Below are 17,466 nucleotides of genomic sequence, written 5' to 3' on the forward strand. Positions count from 1 at the left end.
GCGCCACTCAGCGACGGCGTGAAAGGAGGTACGGGCGTGCAGCCTACCCCGCACACCCCTCCCGTACGTCACGCCGACGCCGTACCCGCCCTCCCGCCCCGCAGCGCGGCCGAGGCGCGCGACGCCGTGGCCCGGCTGCTGGCGGAGGAGTTCGGCGGACTGACGGACGAGACGCTCGCGAGCGTGGTCGTGGCGGACGCCCTGCTGGTGACCTCGGAGATCGTCACCAACGCGCTGCGGCACGCGGGCGGGGTCACCGGCTTCTCGGCGCGGATCATCGACGGCGACCTCCACCTGGTGGTCGACGACGCGGACCCCCGCCGTCCGGTCCTCCAGGAGCCGACCCCGGGGTCGGTCGGGGAGGGCGGCTACGGTTGGTTGCTGGTCCACCGGCTGACCGTGCGGCTCTCCGTCACCCCGCACCGGGGCGGCAAGCGCGTCGTCGCCGTGGTCGCCCTGGCCTGAGCCCGTGGCCGGAGCCTGCGATCAGGGGGCGGGCGAGGGGCGCGGGTCGGACGGCCCCTCCTCCCCCGCTCCCCGGGCAGGCCGCCGGTCCTCCTGGGACCGGCGGGCGAAGAGGTGGTCGATGCCGGTGATCCGCATGATGCGGTCCAGGAAGGGCGGGGCCTGTTCGACGTGCAGGCTCACCCGCCGGGCCGCCGTGTCGCGGTGGATCTGGAGCAGGGCGGAGACGCCCATGGCGTCGCACATCCCCAGCCTCGCGCAGTCCAGGTACAGATCGTCCAACTCCGGTCGGGCGGAGAGCTGTTCCAGCGCACGCGCGACGAGCTCGTCGCTGGTCTCGTGGTCCAGGTCCCCGATGAGGCGCAGCCGGGCCCAGCCCGGGCCCTCCACTGCGGTGACGGCGAGGAGGGGGCTGGGCAGGGCGGTCATGCTTGGGCTCCGGGTGAGTGATCGGTGGCGGCCGCCGGCTCGTCCAGATGGCGGCGGGCGCGGTCGAGCATGCGGGTGGCGCGCGGGAAGTCCTTCAGCTCGGTGGAGAGCGCGTCCAGGGCGGGTTGCAGGGACCGGGCGGGGACCCGGCGGGCGGTCAGGACGGCGGCGGTCCACCGGATGAAGTCGGTGAAGAGGTCGTCGCTGTCGGTGTAGAGGGCGACGCCGAGGAACCCCACGACGTGGGCGACGTCTTCTGCCGTGCGCTCGCGCTGGGGGGCGGAGTAGTCGGCCATCGCCGGGAAGTCCCGCTCCAGTCGCGCCAGCACCGCCCGGACCAGCCGGGCCCTGGCCCGTACGACCAGGGTGTACTCCTGGTCGGCGAGGTGGACCAGGCCGTCGCTCTCCGGGTGACCCGCCGCCAGGTCGGGGGACGGGATGCCGTCGGCCAGCCGGCGGGCAGCGGCGCGGGCGTCGGGCGCCCAGGCGTCGGCGCCGAGCAGCCGGGCGTAGCGGCCGTCGGGGCCGAACGCGGCGCCGCCCGCCAGCACCGGCACCCCCACCGCCCGGCAGGCGGTGATCGCGGAGTGGGCGGTGGGCAGCCGGGTGGCGAGGGAGGAGGAGAGGGCGACCGCGTCGGCCCCGGTGTGGTGGAGATGGGTCACCAGATGCGGGGTGGGCACCTGGGCGCCCAGGAAGTCGACCCGCCAGCCGCGCAGGGCGAGGACCTCCGCCAGCAGCCGGGCGGGCAGGGCGTGCCACTCCTGGTCCACGCAGGCGACGGTGATCCGCCCGCCGTAGGGGGCCGGACGGTGGGCGGGGTGGTGGGCGAGCGCGGCGATGACCCGCTCCGCGATGGCGGTCGCGGCGTGCTCCTGGGCGACGGTCAGCCGGTCGGCCTGCCAGGCACGGCCGACCCGGGCCTGCACGGGGGCGATCACATCGAGCAGGACCGTCTCGGCGGAGATCCCGGTGTCCAGGGCGGTCAGCACGAGGTCGGCGGCGCGGTATTCGTCGCGGCCGGTCACCGCAGCCCAGAGACCGCTGCGCAGCGTGTCGAGACCGGTGGTGTCGACGGTGGTGGTCATGCGGTGTACCTGCCCCGTGTGCGACCGTCCACCGCGGTGAGATGGGTGGTGGGCGGTGCGGTGATCGCGACCACCGCCAGATCGTCGTGGCCGCCGTCTCCCAGCCACTGGGCCGCCAGCATCCGGATGTGCTCCACCACGGCCTCGCCGGGCGTGCCCGCGCACTCGGCCAGGGCCCGCTTCAGCCGTTCGTCGCCGAAGAGTTCACCGCCGAGCGGGCCGCCGCGCGCCTCGGTGATGCCGTCGGTGTAGAGCAGGCACGTCTCGCCGGGCAGCAGGAGGGCCTCGACCGTGCGGGCCGTCACCTGGTCCAGCGCCCCGACCAGGCTGCCGTGGGTGGGGATCTCCTCCACCCGGCCGTCGTTGCGTACGACCAGGGGCGCCGGGTGACCGGCCGAGGTGAGGCGCAGGCGCACGTGGTTCCCGGCACGCAGGACGGAGGCGAGGACCAGGGTCGCGAAGCGGGTGCTTTCGGAGTTCAGCAGGGCCCCGTTGAGGAGTCGCAGCACCTGCTCGTGGTCGTCGGCCATCGGTGTCAGGGCCTGGAGCGTGTTGCGGATCTTGCCGGTGAGGACGGCGGCCTCCAGCCCCTTGCCGCAGACGTCCCCCAGCACCACCAGGGACGGGTCGGCGGCCGTGGGGCCGGGGTGGACGTCGTAGAAGTCGCCGCCGACCCGCTCGTGGGCGTTGGAGGGGCGGTAGCCGCCCGCGAACTCCACCCCGTGCACCCGGTGGAGCCGGGGCGGCAGCAGATCGCGCATCAGCGTACGGGTGATGCTGTGCTGCTCCGCGTAGAGGCGGGCGGCCGAGAGGGCGGCTCCGGCGCGGGCCGCGAAGAGCCGGGCGAAGGTCTCCTCGGTCGCGCTGAACTCCCCTCGCGTGTCCGTACGCAGCAGGATCAGCGCCCCGGCGGGCACACCGTGGCCGGGCAGCGGGGTGACGACCACCGAACCGACCGCCTCGCGGAGACCGTCGGGGACGAGCCAGTCGGGCAGGGACGCCGGGTCGATCCACCGGGACGGGACGGGCGGGAACCCCTTCAGCGCCTCGGCCAGACCGGGCACGGCGGCGGGGTCGGCCGCGACCGTCCCCTGGGTGGCTTCCCCGCCCGCGACCGCCCGGGTGACGGGCAGCCGACGGCCCGATGCCGGGGCGACGACGACCGCCGCGTCGGCGAAGTATCCGGCGGCCAGCTCGGCGGTGGCGGCCATGCAGCGATCGGCGTTGAGCGAGGAGAGCAGGACGTTGGACGCCTCGGCGAGAAAGGTGGTGCGCCCGCGTTCGGCGGTCAGGGCCTCCTCGGCGGCGTACCGGGCTGTCTGGTCGACCAGCCACCACACCACCTCGCCGTCGGCGCGCCGGGTCGGATGGGCCTCGAAGCGGCGCCCCCGGTACTCCCCCGCGACGGCGGGCCGCCGCGTACCACCCTGGTGGACCGTGTCTGCGGCCACCTCCGCCGTGGCGCCGGCCAGCCAGGAGAGGCCGTCGGGCAGCGGAGCACCCTCCGCCACGCCCGGGAGCAGTTCCATCTCCCCGTCGGTCCGGGCGGCCGTACCGGCCCGGTCGACGGTGATCATCGCGCACGGCGGTCGGCCCCAGTCGGCCGGAGCGAACCGCTCCTTCGTGGGTGTGCCGGTCTCTGCCTTGGGTGAAGCCATGAGGGGGGACCCGCCTGCGGCGAGTCGCACCACCTTCCGGTCGGACGAATTGTTTCCCTAGGGCAAACATCTCGGAGGGTGCCCGAAATAGCAACCCGATCCCGCACGCGTCCACCGTGCGGGGCACCTGTGGCACAGGACGGTCACCTCACCCTTTCGAGGCCTGCCCGGGGTCTTCACATGACGGGGTCTTCACGTGGCGGCGGCTTCACGCCGGTTCTTCGCATCGCGGGTCCGTGGCTCCGTCCCCTCCGGTCCGGCTCTCGGGGGCGGCGTCGGGGCAGTCGGGGGTGGCAGGAGGGACGGGACCGGTGGGGCCGGGGTCGGTACTCGGGCCAGGGTCCGGGGCCGGGGCCGTGGGAATGGGTGTGGGTGTCGGGGAGGGGTCGGGGCCCGGGTCGGTGGGGCCGGGGCCCGTGGGGTCGAGGCTCGGGCCGGGGTCGGTGGGGTCGGGGCTCGGGCCGGGGCCCGTGGGGTCGGGGCTCGGGTCCGTGGGGTTCGGCGTGGGAGTGGGGCCGGGGGTCGGGTCGGTCGGGGCGGGGGTCGGGCTCGGTGGACCCGGGTCGGTGGGGGTGGGCGGGGGTGTCGGGGGGCGGGTCGGCTGAGGGCCGATGACGATGCCTCCGCCACCGGCGCCGGGCGGTCCGGCGGGTGTGCCGGAACCGACCGGCGCCTTGGGCCGGTTCACCCCGCCCGGGCCCGGGCTGAGGGGCAGCACCCCCTGGCCGTCCGCGACCGGGTGGGCTCCCTTCCGGTAGTACTCCAGCCAGGACAGCACCGTACGGAGATAGGCGCCGGAGCGGTTGTAGCTGAGGATCGCCCGGTCCAGGTCGGCCCGGACGCTCAGGTCGCGGCCGCCCGCACAGAGGTAGTGCCCGGCGGCCAGGGCGGCGTCGTAGATGTTGTTCGGGTCCTTGCGGCCGTCGCCGTTGCCGTCCTTGGCCCAGGTGGCCCAGGTGGACGGGATGAACTGCATGGGCCCGACTGCCCGGTCGTACGTCCGGTCGCCGTCGTACACCCCGTTGTCCGTGTCCCGGATCAGCGCGAAGCCCACCCCGTCGAGCGCGGGCCCCAGGATCGGGGTGAGGGTGGTGCCCCGCGCATCGACCCTGCCTCCCGCCGCCTGCCCGGACTCGACCTTGCCGATCGCCGCGAGCAGCTGCCACGGCAGCCGGCACCCGGGGGCGGTGCGGAGCAGGGACCGCTCGGCCTTCCGATAGGCGGCGAGTACGGTCGCGGGGATTCCTGCCTCCCGGCGGAAGGGCGCCACGATCGGCGGCGGCGGTGTCTCTCCGGCCTCGGGCGGCTTCAGCGGGGCGGGCGGCGCCGGACTCGCCAGCGGTGGCAGCTCGGTGTGGTACACGTCGTCGCCCGGCACCTCGCTCCAGACCACGTCGTCCGTGCCCGGGGCGGCCCGCTCCTCGCGCGAGGCCGTCACGGCGCCCACGAAGTCGGGTGCCTGGGACGCGGTGAGCGCGGCCATGGCGGCCACCGCCGTGACCGTGCCGGTGAGTTGACGGCGCAGGGTGCCGTTGAACCTCATCAAGGATCCCCTCTCCCCGGTGGTCCGGGCCTGGCGGTTCAGCGGGTGAGCGTGTCGATGGCGGCGATCCGCCAGGTGTCGCCCCGGCGGACGGCGTCCACGGCGAACATGGCCGCCGCGTAGGTGGTCTCCTCGTCCTTGCCGGTACGGGTGTTGCTCTGGTCCGCGAAGATCAGCAGCCGCGCGCGGTCGCCGTCCAGGTACTCCACCCCGCTCGCGGTGACGGTGGTGGTGAGGACGAGCTTCTGCTTCTCGCCCTGCTCCCGGACCTCGGCGAGCATGTCCTTGTGCTGCTGCACCGCGCGGCCGGTGAGATGGGTCTTCGCCGCCCGGTCCGCGCGGGCGGGCGAGGCGTAGTCGTACGAGAACACGGCCCCGACCGCCTCCCCGATCCGCCCCTTCACCTCGCTGGTGCGGGCGATGTCGGTGAGCGCGGTGTTCTGCCGCGCGGGCTCGTCGCGCAAGGCAGCGGCCGAACCGAACGCCCAGGCGGCGAAGGCCCCGAGGAGGACGGTGAGGGCACAGAGGAGGGCGGGGAGGGCGGCGGCGCGGGGGCGGCGGGAGGTGCGGTGCGGAGGGTCGGGCGCTGTCTCCGGCTCGGGCCGCACGTCCGCGTCCGCCTCTGCCCCCGGCCCCGTCTCTGCTTCCGTCTCCTCGGTCGGCCTGCTGAGGAGTTCGGTTGGCGGGCTCGGGCGCGTCGGCGAAGCCGCCAGCCTGCGGCGGCGGTTGACGAGGTGACGGGTCGTCGACATGGGTGGTCCTCTCGGGTACGGAGGTGGGGCGGGAGCGGATGCGAGCGAGGCGCGGCGCGGGGTCAGCCGGCCGTGGAGCCGACGGGCGCCTGGCCGAGCGCGCTGAGCTTCCACCCCTGCGGGGTCCGGGTGAGGGTGCCGAGCATCCGGCTCTCCTTCACCGCGGGGTCGCCCTCGGGCGCGGTGACGGTGACCCGCAGCGCCACCATGACACCGGCCCGGCCCGCCCGTTCGTCGAGTTCGGTCACCGCGCCGGAGAGCACCTTCGCGGTGCTGACCGTCTTGGCCGCCTCGATCTGCTGGGCGAACGCAGCCCGGCCTTCGACGAGTTGGCGGTGGAGATCGCCGGTGGTCGACTCCTCCCAGCTGTCGAGCCCCTTCTCCAGGGTGCGGTGATCCAGGGTGTTCATGTTCTGGACCGCCTGCTCGCCCGCCACCAGCGCCGCGTCGCGTGCCCGCGCATAGGAGGCCGCGTCGTCGTGGGCGGCGTCGTAGCGCTCCCAGCCGCCCCAGCCCGCCGTCGCCGCCGCGACGACCGCGAGGGCCGCCGCCGCGATCACGAGGGGGTTCCTCTTCGTTCCTGCCCGTGCCATGCGCTGTCTCTCCCCTGCCCTCATATGGAGCTGATCTCGACGATCCGCCAGTGCCCGTCCCGCAGTTCGGCGGTGACGGAGAGCTGGGCGGATGCGGTGGTGGCGGGCCGGCCCCGGCGTTCGTAGACCTGGTCGAGGAAGACCAGGAGGTGGGCGCCGGTGCCGGTCAGCCGGGTGACCCCGGCCCGTACGACGTGGGTGGTGAGCGTCAGCTTCTGGTCGGCCGCCTGCTTCTCGACCTGCCCGAAGAGTGCGGCGTACTGCTGAAGCGCCCTGCCCGCCAGGACCTGTTGGGCCGCGTCCTTGGCAAGGCCGGTGGCGTCGGGGCCGTACGAGAAGATCCGGCCGAGCGCGTGGCTGACGTCGCCGGTGACCCGGGTGGTGGCCTCGGTGTCCGTGAGGGCGAGGTTGGCGGTGGCCGGGGTGTCGCGCAGCTGCCGCCCCTCGGCGAAGAGGAGCCCGCCGGTGGCGAGGAGGGCGAGCGCGAGGACGGCTCCGAGGATGCGCGGCCACCGGGGGCGGCGACCGGGCTCGTCGGGGATGCCCTCGGGGCTGCCCGGAGGGCCGGGTGCGTCCTCCGGGCCGCCCGGGCCGTCGGGGCGGTCCTGCCCGCTGTCGGCGTCCAGCCCCGGCCTGTCCTCAACTGCCTTCATTTCCACTATCGTTCGCTCGCTCATTCACCGTCTCCCGCCGCCATCGCCGTGAGCGCCTTGACCTTCCAGCCGTCCCCGGTACGGGCGAGCGTGGCGGTGAACCGCTTGCGCTGGGTTCCGGGGGCTCCCGTGCGCGGGGTGACCTCGACATCCACGGTGGCGATCAGCTCCGCCGTGCCGGTGCGGTCGTCCAGGGCGGTGAGCGCCGCCGAGGTGACCTTGGCCTCTGCGGTGTCGCCCGCCTCCGTGAGCGTCTTCGCGTCGGCGTCCGACGTCCGCTTCAGCTGGTCGTGGAGCGGTCCGGTCGAGGCCTCGCGCCAGGCCCGCAGGCCGGTGGAGACCCCGGCCGCGTCCTTGCCGTCCAGGCTGTTCAGCGTGGCGATGTGCGTCCTGCCCTCGGCCAGCGCCGCGTCACGGGCCTTGGCGTGGGCGAGGGTGCGGTCGCCGCGCGCCTGGGCGTACGACCAGGTGCCGAGCCCGCAGACGAGGGCGGCGGCCAGCAGGACGGCCCAGCCGCCGAGGAGCCGGGGGCGCGATCTCGTTCCCGTCCCCCTTTTCGTACGCGATCTCATCAGCCGCCTCCCAGACCGAGCAGTCCGGCCATCCCCGGGGCGGGCGGCGCGGTCCGGGGCTCGGTGCCGAGCGCTCCGGGCAGCCGCTCCTTCGCGGCCGCACCGCCGCCGCTGTCGTCCAGCAGCATCGAGCCGGGTTTCGCGGGGGACGGCACCGCACCGCCCTTCGGGGCGTTGGCGCTGCCCCGGACGTTGATGCCGGTTCCGGGGGAAGAGACGCACCGGGCCCTGGTGTTGAGGGCGGGCGCGGCTGAGGTGTCGAGCCCGTTGCGGTAGGCAGTACCCCCGTATCCGGCGGTGCAGGGCAGCGGTTCGAAGAAGGTGACCGACATCCCGAACCGGGCACCGTCCCCGTCGACCGCGCTCGCTCCGGCCGCGACCACCGCCGGGAGCTTTACCAGCAGTTCCTCCAGACCGCGTTGGCGGGTGACGGCGACCTCCGACGTGGTGAGCAGGTTGGCGACGACGACCCCGAAGGCGGGGTCGAGGTCGCGCAGCAGCCCGCTGATCTGCACGGCCGCGTCCGGCGTCGTCGCGATGAGCCGCCGCAGATCGCCGTCGGAGGACTTGAGTTCGGCTGCCAGCTCCTTGGCGCCGGAAGCGAACCCCTTGAGCGCAGCGCCCTGTTCGGCCTGGGTGCGCAGCACGGTCTCGCCGTCGGCCATCAGCCGGGTGGTGACCGGCAGCGCCTTGTCGGCAGCGTCGATGAACTCGCTTCCGCTGTCCAGCAGCACTTGGAGGTCGTCACCGCGCCCTTCGAAGGCGGTGCCGAACTCCTCGACGACCGTGCGCAGATGCTCCAGGTTCACCGAGCCGGCGAAGTCGTTGATGCTGGTGAGGACTTCCGTGGGCGGGGCGGGGAGCGTGGTGTCGGCCGCGTCGATCACCGAACCGTCGCCCAGATAGGGGCCGTCGGCGCGAGTGGGCCGGAGGTCGACGTACTGCTCGCCGACCGCCGAGAGGTTGGCGACGACGGCCCGCAGGCTGTCCGGGATGGGCGGGGCGTCCTTCTCGATCCGCAGCTCGGCCTCCACGCCTTTTCCGGTCAGCTCGATGGGGCCGACGCGGCCCACTGAGACGCCCCGGTAGGTGACGTTGGAGTGGGTGTAGAGGCCCCCGGTCTGCGGGAGTTGGACGGTGACGGTGTAGTAGCTGCGCAACCCGACGTAGTGGCCGAGCCCGGCGTACCGTACGCCCAGATAGCCGAGGACCAGCACGGCGACGACGAGGAACGCGATGTTCTTGAGCCGGATGGCGGGTGTGGTCACGGGGTGCTCCCCTGCTCGGTCCCCGGGGTCCGGGAGGCTTCCGGCTGCGAGGTCCCCGACACGGCCGGCAGCGGGAGCGGCAGCACGCTCCGGGGAGCCGCCGCGCCCTGGGTACCGTCCCCGCCGTCGCCACCCGGTTCGTGCGGGGGCGGGGGCAGGGTCGGGTCGTCCGGGGTCAGCGCCGGGATGATCCGCGTGCCTGGTGCGGCCGTGACGTCCAGGTAGACGTTCAGGTAGTCGCCCTTCACCCCGCGCAGCACCTCGTCCGTGAACGGGTAGGTGAGCGAGACCTGAAGGGAGTCGGGGAGATCCTGGCCGGAGTCCGCGAGGGCCTTCAGGGTCGGGGCGAGCGCCTTGAGGTCCGCGATCATGTCGGCCTTGCTCCGGTTGACGGTGTCGACGGCGACGGTGGAGAGGGTGTCGAGCGAGCGCAGCATGGTGAGCAGGGAGCCGCGCTGCTTCTCCAGGACCTTCAGCCCGGGGCTGAGCCCGGTGAGGACGGTTCCGACGTCCTGTTTCCGGGTGGCGAGGGTGGCGGAGAGCCGGTTGACGCCGTCCAGGGCCCGGGTGATGTCGCCCTTGTTGCGGTCCAGGTCGGTGACCAGGGTGTCGACCCGGTTGAGCATCGAGCGGATCTGCGGCTCCTGGCCGGCGAGCGCCTTGTTCAGCTCGGTGGTGATGGTCTTGAGCTGGTTGATCCCGCCGCCGTTGAGGAGCAGGGACAGGGCTCCGAAGACCTCTTCGACCTCGGGATTGCGGTTCGTGCGGGCGAGGGGGATGCGGCCGCTCTCCGCCAGCGAGCCGCGTGCCGTGCCCTGGGCGGGCGGGGTGAGCTGGATGTACTTCTCCCCGAGGAGGCTGGACTGTTCGAGGCGGGCGTAGGCGTTGGCGGGGAGGGCGATGTCCCCGTTGACCTTCATGGTGATCCTGGCGCTCCAGCCGTCCGGGGCGAGGTCGATGCGGGTGACGCGCCCGACGGAGACGTCGTTGACCTTGACCGAGGACTGCGGGGCCAGGCTGAGGACGTCCCCGAACTCGGCGGTGATCTCGTACGGGTTCTTCCCGAGGTCGGCGCCGCCGGGCAGCGGGATCTGCTCGATGCCGGTGAGGACGGGGCCGTCGGTGCGGACGGCGACCAGGGCGACCAGAGCCCCGGCGGCCAGCAGGGCGACGGCTCCGACGGCCGGCCGGACGCCGGTACGGGGGCCGGTGCGGGCGGGGGCCCGCGGGGGCTCGGCCGTGGCGTCCGGGGAGCCGCTCGTGGTGTGCGAACCGCTCATCGTTCCGCCCCCTTCTTCCGCTGCTTCTGCTGGTCCGGTCTCTTCTCCGGGGTGCCGTAGACCGTGCCGACCTCCGGCAGCGGCAGCACGGGCAGGGCCTTGCGGCGGTTCGCGTCGACGGGCGCGAGGCCGGCAGGTGGGCCGGAGGCGGCCGGGTCGGTGAGCGGGCCACCCAGGGAGAGTTCGTTGAGGTTGGCCCGCCCGTTGAGGGTCCGGTTGGCCGGGTCGTACGCGTTCAGGGCGTTGCCCGCCGCCAGCGGCAGCGTGTCCATCGCCTCGGCCAGCGAGGCGCGCTGGTCGACCAGGGCCTGGGTGATGGGGACCAGGGCGTCGACGTTCTTCTTCAGCGCGCCCCGGTTCTTGGCGATGAACGTCTTCACCTGGCCGAGGGCCGCGCCCAGTTCCTTCAGCGCGGCGCTCAGGTTCTTCTTGTCGTCCGCGAGGAACGAGGTGACCGAGTTGAGCTGCTGCTCGGCGGTGCGGACCTCGCTGTCGTTCTCCTTGAGCATGGTGGTGAAGGACTGGAGGTAGGAGAGGGTGTCGAACAGGTCGCCGCTGCTCCTGTCGAGCGTCTTGGCGGCCTTGCCGAACTGTTCGACGGATTCCCCGATGGCCTTGCCGTTGCCGTCCAGGTTCTTGGCACCGGTCTCCAGGAGCCGGGCGAGCGCCCCGTCGGCGTTGGCCCCGTCGGGGCCGAGCGCCGTGGTGATCTCGGTGATGGAGGCGTACAGCTGGTCGACCTCGACGGGGGTCGCGTTGCGGGCGGCGGGGAGTTCGGCGCCGTCCGCGATGAGCGGTCCGCCGTCGTAGGCGGGGGCGAGCTGGACGTACCGGTCGGCGACGAGGCTGGGCGCGACGACGACCGCGTGGGCGTCCTTCGGCACCTTGACGCCCTTGTCCAGCCGGAGGACGACCTTCACCTCCTCGCCCCGGGGGGTGACGGACTCGACCGTGCCGACGCGGACCCCGAGGACGCGCAGGTCGGACCCGGCGTAGACGCCCGTCGCCCGCTCGAAGTAGGCGGTGACGGTGGTCCGGGAGTCCCGTTCCAGGGCGCTGACCCCGGTGGTCGCGGCCACGGCGAGGACCGCGAGTCCGGCGCCGATCCCGATGATGCGTGTACGTCTCATGTCAGCGGCCGCCTTGCTGGGGTGGCATGCATCCGGTGGCCGGGGGTGTGCCGGCGGGGAGGTAGTTCGGGGGGACGACTCCGCAGGCGTACGTGTCGAACCACCGGCCGTTGCCGAGGGTGTTGCCGACGAGCCTGCTGTAGGTGCCGGTCATGGCGAGCACCCGGTCCAGGCTCTTGCGGTTCTTGGCCAGGACGGCGGTGACCCGGCCGAGGGAGGCGAGGGTGGGGCCGAGCTGCTTGTCGTTCTCCTCGACGAGTGCGGTGAGCTGGGTGCCGAGGCTGCGGGTGCCGGTGAGCAGCAGGTGGATCGCGTCGCGGCGGGCCTGGAGTTCCCCGAGGAGCAGGTTGCCGTCCTCCAGGAGGGTTTCGAAGCTGCTCTTCTTGCCCGCGAGCGTCTTGGTGAGCTGTTTGCTGCTCCGCAGGAGCGTGGCGAGCTGGGCGTCGCGCGTGGAGACCGTACGGGAGAGGGCGGAGAGCCCTTCGGCGGCGCTGCGGACATGGGGCGGGGAGTCCTTGAAGGTGGCGGAGATCGTCTCGAAGCTCTTGGCGAGCTGCTCGGTGTCGATCTCCTCGATGGTCTCCCCCAGCCCGTTGAACGCCTGGGTGACGTCGTACGGGGAGGTGGTGCGGCTCGCGGCGATCCGGGAGCCGGGGTCCTGGGGGGCGTTGCCGAGGGGGTCGACGGCGAGGTACTTCTCGCCGAGGAGGGTCTTGACGGCGATGCCCACGGTGGAGGCGTTGCCGATCCAGGCGTCCTTGACCTTGAAGTCGACCTTCACGCGGGGCCCGTCGAGCGAGACCCCGGTGACCTCTCCGACCTTCACTCCGGCGATCCGCACCTCGTCGCCGTCGGAGAGGCCGGCGGATTCGGTGAAGTCGGCGCTGTAGGTCGTGCCGCCGCCGATGAAGGGCAGGGAGTCGGCGCGCCAGGCGGTGAGGGCGAGGAGGGTGAGGGCGAGGAGCCCTACGACGGCGACGGCGACCGGGTTGCGTTCCCGGACGGGGGTGAGGGTCATGCCAGGCACCTCGGCTGGGTGATGGCGATGCCGGTGGGGGGCGTGGAGCCGTCGTCGGTGGCCACCCCGCCGACCTTGGCCTCGCAGAGGTAGAGGTTGAGCCAGGAGCCGTAGGAGGTGAGGCGGCTGATCGCTTCCATCTTGGCCGGGGTCTTGTCGAGGAAGTTCTCGATCTGCGGTGTCCCCTTCTCCAACTCGCCGCTGAGGCGCCCCAGCTGGCGGATGTTCTCCTTGAGGGGCGCCCGACCGTCCTGGAAGAGGTCCGCGGTGACGGTGGTCAGGGCGCCCATGGCGGTGACGGCCTCACCGAGCGGTTTGCGGTCGCCGGAGAAGCCGGAGACCAGCTTCTCCAGGGTGACCACGAGGTCGTCGAACCCGGCCTCCCGGTCGTTGACCGTCTTCAGGACCGTGTTGAGGTTCTTGATCACCTCTCCGATCACCTTGTCCTTGGCGGCGACGGTGGTGGTGAGCGAGCCGACGTGGCGGAGGATGGAGTCGACGGTGCCGCCCTCGCCCTGGAGGACCTGGACGATGGAGCCGGCGAGCTGGTTGACGTCCGGTGGGGAGAGTCCTTCGAAGAGGGGCTGGAAGCCGTTGAAGAGCTGGGTGAGGTCGAGCGCCGGGGTGGTGCGGTCGAGCGGGATGGTGGCCCCGGGGGCGAAGGTGCGGCCGACCGGGCCGGCGCCCCGGTCCAGGGCGACATAGCGCTGGCCGACCATGTTGAGGTACTTGATGGAGGCCGTCACCGAGGCGGGGAGCGTACGCCCCTTCCGTACGCCGAAGGTGACCTCGGCAACCCGGCGGTCGGCCACCCGCACGGACTCGACCTGGCCGACCTTCACCCCGGCGATGCGGACGCTGTCGCCGGGGATGAGACCGGTGGCGTCGGTGAACCGCGCCTTGTACGTGGTGGTGTCGCCCACGCCCGTGTTGGCGATGGAGAGGCCGAGGACGGTGGTGGCGAGAACGGTCACCAGGACGAAGACGAGGGATTTGGTGAGCGGTCCCGTGAGGGAGCGGCGTTTCACTTGAACTTCACCTCCGCACCGCGGAAGGCCGGACCGATGAGCACGCTGCTCCAGTCGGGCAGGGTCTGCGGCTGCACGTTCAGTGAGGGGGCGACGAGCTCGTTGACGAGCCGGGACTCCTGGGGCGAGTTGGGCAGGCCGAGCGCGGTGTCGCGGGTGGCCGGGGGCGGGGCGGTGGCGTCGGCAGCCCGGCGGTTTTCGGCGGTGGGGGCGGCCTTGCCGACGTACGGCACCGAGTAGCAGCGCGGTCCGCCGGTGGAGTCGTACACCGGGGTGTCCTTGCCGGGGACGTACTTCCCCTGCGAGGGGACGGACTTGACCGTCACGTGCAGTCCGGGCTCGTTCGTCCCCTTGCCGAGCGCCTTGTCCATGGCGGGCACGAATCCCGCGACCGTGCGGAGCGTGCAGGGGAACGAGTCGGCGTACTTCGCGAGGAGTTCGAGCGTGGGGCGCCCCGAGGAGGAGAGCCGGATCAGGTTCTCCCTGTTCTCCCGCAGGAAGGAGGTGACATCCCGGGCGGAGGCGGTGGTGGTGCCGTACAGCGCGGCGAGCCGCGCTTCCTGTTCGGCGATGGTGCCGCTCGTGGTGGTGGCGTCGGTGAGCGCGTCCAGCACATCGGGGGCGGCGTCCGCGTAGAGCGTGCTGACCTTGACGAGTTGCTTGATGTCCTCGTTGAGGGTGGGGAGTTGGGGGTTGAACTTCTTCAGGTGACCGTCGAGCGTGGCCAGGGTCTCCCCCAGCTTCTCGCCGCGCCCTTCGAGCGCCTGGGAGACGGCGCTCAGGGTGGCCGAGAGCTTCTCCGGCTTCACCGCGGTCAGCAGCGGCAGGACGTTGTCCAGCACCTCCTCCAGCTCGATGGCGTTGCTGGAGCGGTCCTGCGGGATCACGGCTCCGTCGCTGAGGGTTCGCCCGGAGGGGACGCGGGGCGGGACGAGGGCGACGAACCGCTGGCCGAAGAGGGTGGTGGGGAGCATCTGCGCGGTGACGTCGGCGGGGACACGCTCCAGCTTCTCGCGGTCGATGGCGAGGGTGAGCCGGGCCCCCTCGGCGTCGGTGGCGATGGACCTGACCTGTCCGATGACGACCCCGCGCAGCTTCACGTCGGCGTTGTCGTGCATCTCGTTACCGACCGGCCCGGTGCGGACGGTCACGGTGGCGTCGTCGGTGAACTTCTTGTCGTACACGGCGACCGACACCCATATGAGGAGGGCGGGGACCAGGAGGAAGGCGACCCCGGCGACTCGGCGGCGGACGGTTCGTGCTGCACGCGGTCTCATCAGCCGGCCACCTTCACCGTCGTCGTGGCGCCCCAGATGGCGAGGGAGAGGAAGAAGTCGGTGACGCTGATCAGCACGATCGCGTTCCGCACCGACCGGCCCACGGCCACGCCCACCCCGGCGGGGCCGCCGGTGGCGTGGAAGCCGTAGTAGCAGTGGGCGAGGATCACCAGGACGCTGAAGATCAGCACCTTGAGCACCGACAGCAGCACGTCCTGCGGGGAGAGGAAGAGGTTGAAGTAGTGGTCGTAGGTGCCCGCCGACTGCCCGTTGAAGAGGATGGTGATGTAGCGGGAGGCGAGGTAGGAGGAGAGCAGCCCGATCGCGTACAGCGGGATGATCGCGACGACCCCGGCGATGATCCGTGTGGTGACGAGGTACGGCATCGACCGCACGCCCATCGCCTCCAGGGCGTCGACCTCCTCGTTGATCCGCATGGCGCCGAGCTGGGCGGTGAAGCCGGCGCCGACGGTGGCGGAGAGGGCGAGCCCGGCGACGAGCGGGGCGATCTCCCGGGTGTTGAAGTAGGCGGAGATGAAACCGGTGAAGGCCGAGGTGCCGATCTGGTCGAGCGCCGCGTACCCCTGGAGGCCCACGACCGTGCCCGTGAAGAGGGTCATGGCGACCATCACGCCGATGGTGCCGCCGATGACCCCGAGGCCGCCGCTGCCGAAGGCGACCTCGGCCAGCAGCCGCTGCACCTCCTTGAGGTAGCGGCGCAGGGTGCGCGGCACCCAGAGCAGGGCCTTGACGTAGAAGGTGAGTTGGTCGCCCGATCGGTCGAGCCAGCTGAGCGTCGCCATGGCTCAGCCCCCCTTCGCGGGGACGATCTGGAGGTAGATCGCCGTGATGACCATGTTCACGAAGAACAGCAGCATGAAGGTGATGACGACGGACTGGTTGACCGCGTCACCGACGCCCTTGGGGCCGCCGCGCGGGTTGAGGCCTCGGTGGGCGGCGACGATGCCCGCGATGAAACCGAAGACGAGGGCCTTGAGTTCGCTGACGTACAGGTCGGGCAGTTGGGCGAGGGCGGAGAAGCTGGCGAGATAGGCGCCCGGGGTACCGTTCTGCATGATGACGTTGAAGAAGTAGCCGCCGAGCGTGCCGACCACCGAGATCAGGCCGTTGAGGAGGACGGCGACGAGCATGGTGGCCAGTACCCGGGGGACGACGAGGCGCTGGATGGGCGAGACGCCCATCACCTCCATGGCGTCCAGCTCCTCTCGGATCTTGCGGGAGCCGAGGTCGGCGCAGATCGCGGAGCCCGCGGCGCCGGAGATGAGCAGCGCCACGATGATGGGGCTGGCCTGCTGGATCACCGCGAGGACGCTGGCGCCGCCGGTGAACGACTGGGCGCCGAGCTGCTGGGTGAGCGAGCCGACCTGGAGGGCGATGACCGCGCCGAACGGGATGGAGACGAGCGCGGCGGGCAGGATCGTGACGCTGGCGACGAACCAGAACTGCTCGATGAACTCGCGCAGTTGGAAGGGCCTGCGGAAGACGGCCCGGGCGACGGCGAGGGCGAGCGCGAACAGCTTCCCGGTCTCCCGCAGCGGCGCGAGCAGCCGGCTGGGGCGCCGCTGTTCCGGGGCTGCGGGGACGAGGGCGGGGGCCTTGGAGAGGTCCGGTGCGGGTCCCCCGGGCGGGTCGGGCGGCCGCACCGGCAGCGGGGCGGTCACGTTCTCGCACCTCCCGCGGCCGGGGCGTAGCTGCTGAGGATGGCCGTACGGGCGGCCTCCGGCAGCTGGCCCATCATCGCCATGACCCGCTCGCGGCGGCGCAGTGCTCCCTGGCGTACGGGCATGCCGGGCGAGGGCTCCAGCTGCGGGACGACGGTCCTCGGCCGGGTGACGGTGTCGGCACGGCCGAGGGCGTCGCTGCGTTGCTGCTCGGCGGCGAGGGTGGCGGCGTCCTTCTCCTCGGACATCCCGATGGGCCCTTCGCGGCGTCCGGCGAGGAACTGGGAGACGACCGGGGTGTCGCTGGTGAGCAGCACCTCGCGCGGCCCGAAGGTGACGAGGTTGCGGCGGAACAGCATCCCCATGTTGTCCGGGACGGTCGCCGCGATGTCGAGGTTGTGGGTGACGATGAGCATCGTCGCGTCGATCTGGGCGTTGAGGTCGATGAGAAGCTGCGAGAGGTACGCGGTGCGCACGGGGTCGAGTCCGGAGTCCGGTTCGTCGCAGAGGATGATCTGCGGGTCCAGGACGAGGGCGCGGGCGAGTCCGGCCCTTTTGCGCATACCGCCGGATATCTCGCCGGGGAGCTTTCCCTCGGCGCCGAGCAGTCCGACGGTGTCGATGCGTTCCATGACGATGCGGCGGATCTCGGATTCCTTCTTGCGGGTGTGTTCGCGCAGGGGGAAGGCGATGTTGTCGAAGAGGGACATCGAGCCGAAGAGGGCCCCGTCCTGGAACATCAGGCCGAAGAGCTTCCGGGTCTCCATGATGTCGCGTTCGGAGCTGTTGACCATGTCGACGCCGTTGACGAGGACGCGGCCCCGCTCGGGTTTGAGCAGTCCGATGACGGATTTCAGGAACACGGTCTTTCCGGTGCCGGAAGGGCCGAGCATGACGCTCACCTCACCGGCGGGCAGGGTGAGGCTGACGTCCTGCCAGATGTTCTGCTTGCCGAAGGACTTCGTCAGGCCCTCGACGACTACTTCGATTCCCATCGGTCCTCCTTCGAAGGGGTGGTGGCCATCGTCAT

General features: G+C 72.3%; 18 protein-coding genes. 1 reads left to right on the forward strand and 17 read right to left on the reverse strand.

Annotated elements, in window-relative coordinates:
• Window positions 1-36: 36 nt before the first annotated feature.
• Window positions 37-465, forward strand: a complete 429-nt coding sequence (locus AC0682_RS06930) for an ATP-binding protein (RefSeq protein ID WP_478531360.1) — start codon at window positions 37-39, stop codon at window positions 463-465.
• Window positions 466-486: 21 nt separating this feature from the next.
• Here the strand turns inward: AC0682_RS06930 and AC0682_RS06935 are convergent, their stop codons facing one another.
• The 17 genes from AC0682_RS06935 to AC0682_RS07015 form a co-directional block, all read right to left on the reverse strand.
• Window positions 487-894, reverse strand: a complete 408-nt coding sequence (locus AC0682_RS06935) for an STAS domain-containing protein (protein WP_478531362.1) — start codon at window positions 892-894, stop codon at window positions 487-489.
• Window positions 891-1,982 carry a cobalamin B12-binding domain-containing protein gene (locus tag AC0682_RS06940; protein ID WP_478531363.1) on the reverse strand — a complete coding sequence of 364 codons (1,092 nt, stop codon included), beginning with the start codon at window positions 1,980-1,982 and terminating at the stop codon, window positions 891-893. Before AC0682_RS06940 ends, AC0682_RS06935 begins: the two co-directional genes overlap by 4 nt.
• On the reverse strand, window positions 1,979-3,640 hold the full coding sequence (locus AC0682_RS06945; protein ID WP_478531365.1) for a PP2C family protein-serine/threonine phosphatase: 1,662 nt from the start codon (window positions 3,638-3,640) through the stop codon (window positions 1,979-1,981). The genes AC0682_RS06940 and AC0682_RS06945 overlap by 4 nt, the downstream gene beginning before the upstream one ends.
• 208 nt (window positions 3,641-3,848) lie before the next feature.
• A complete protein-coding gene (locus AC0682_RS06950) occupies window positions 3,849-5,183 on the reverse strand; it encodes a lytic transglycosylase domain-containing protein (RefSeq protein WP_478531366.1) in 1,335 nt (444 codons plus the stop codon).
• 38 nt (window positions 5,184-5,221) lie between these two features.
• Window positions 5,222-5,935, reverse strand: a complete 714-nt coding sequence (locus tag AC0682_RS06955) for a hypothetical protein (RefSeq protein ID WP_478531368.1) — start codon at window positions 5,933-5,935, stop codon at window positions 5,222-5,224.
• 62 nt (window positions 5,936-5,997) lie between these two features.
• Complete coding sequence (locus AC0682_RS06960) at window positions 5,998-6,528, reverse strand: hypothetical protein (protein WP_478531369.1); 531 nt, start codon at window positions 6,526-6,528, stop codon at window positions 5,998-6,000.
• Window positions 6,529-6,548: 20 nt separating this feature from the next.
• The gene (locus tag AC0682_RS06965) at window positions 6,549-7,205 is read right to left on the reverse strand and encodes a hypothetical protein (protein WP_478531370.1); all 657 of its coding nucleotides are present in this window, start codon (window positions 7,203-7,205) and stop codon (window positions 6,549-6,551) included.
• A complete protein-coding gene (locus AC0682_RS06970; protein ID WP_478531372.1) occupies window positions 7,202-7,753 on the reverse strand; it encodes a hypothetical protein in 552 nt (183 codons plus the stop codon). The genes AC0682_RS06965 and AC0682_RS06970 overlap by 4 nt, the downstream gene beginning before the upstream one ends.
• On the reverse strand, window positions 7,753-9,021 hold the full coding sequence (locus tag AC0682_RS06975) for an MlaD family protein (RefSeq protein WP_478531374.1): 1,269 nt from the start codon (window positions 9,019-9,021) through the stop codon (window positions 7,753-7,755). Before AC0682_RS06975 ends, AC0682_RS06970 begins: the two co-directional genes overlap by 1 nt.
• Window positions 9,018-10,301 (reverse strand): MCE family protein, encoded by a 1,284-nt coding sequence (locus AC0682_RS06980; RefSeq protein ID WP_478531375.1) that lies wholly within the window; start codon window positions 10,299-10,301, stop codon window positions 9,018-9,020. Before AC0682_RS06980 ends, AC0682_RS06975 begins: the two co-directional genes overlap by 4 nt.
• Window positions 10,298-11,431: an MCE family protein gene (locus AC0682_RS06985; RefSeq protein WP_478531376.1), complete on the reverse strand. Its 1,134-nt coding sequence runs from the start codon at window positions 11,429-11,431 to the stop codon at window positions 10,298-10,300. The genes AC0682_RS06980 and AC0682_RS06985 overlap by 4 nt, the downstream gene beginning before the upstream one ends.
• Window position 11,432: 1 nt before the next feature.
• Window positions 11,433-12,449 (reverse strand): MCE family protein, encoded by a 1,017-nt coding sequence (locus AC0682_RS06990; protein WP_478531377.1) that lies wholly within the window; start codon window positions 12,447-12,449, stop codon window positions 11,433-11,435.
• Window positions 12,446-13,477, reverse strand: a complete 1,032-nt coding sequence (locus tag AC0682_RS06995) for an MCE family protein (protein WP_478531378.1) — start codon at window positions 13,475-13,477, stop codon at window positions 12,446-12,448. Before AC0682_RS06995 ends, AC0682_RS06990 begins: the two co-directional genes overlap by 4 nt.
• On the reverse strand, window positions 13,474-14,754 hold the full coding sequence (locus AC0682_RS07000; RefSeq protein ID WP_478531379.1) for an MCE family protein: 1,281 nt from the start codon (window positions 14,752-14,754) through the stop codon (window positions 13,474-13,476). The genes AC0682_RS06995 and AC0682_RS07000 overlap by 4 nt, the downstream gene beginning before the upstream one ends.
• The gene (locus AC0682_RS07005; protein ID WP_254811327.1) at window positions 14,754-15,557 is read right to left on the reverse strand and encodes an MlaE family ABC transporter permease; all 804 of its coding nucleotides are present in this window, start codon (window positions 15,555-15,557) and stop codon (window positions 14,754-14,756) included. The genes AC0682_RS07000 and AC0682_RS07005 overlap by 1 nt, the downstream gene beginning before the upstream one ends.
• A 3-nt stretch (window positions 15,558-15,560) precedes the next feature.
• Entirely contained in the window at window positions 15,561-16,436 is an 876-nt protein-coding gene (locus AC0682_RS07010) for an MlaE family ABC transporter permease (RefSeq protein ID WP_478531380.1), read from the reverse strand.
• Entirely contained in the window at window positions 16,433-17,431 is a 999-nt protein-coding gene (locus AC0682_RS07015) for an ABC transporter ATP-binding protein (protein ID WP_254811329.1), read from the reverse strand. Before AC0682_RS07015 ends, AC0682_RS07010 begins: the two co-directional genes overlap by 4 nt.
• Window positions 17,432-17,466 lie beyond the last annotated feature (35 nt).

This window comes from Streptomyces sp. NPDC043746, from assembly GCF_056436485.1.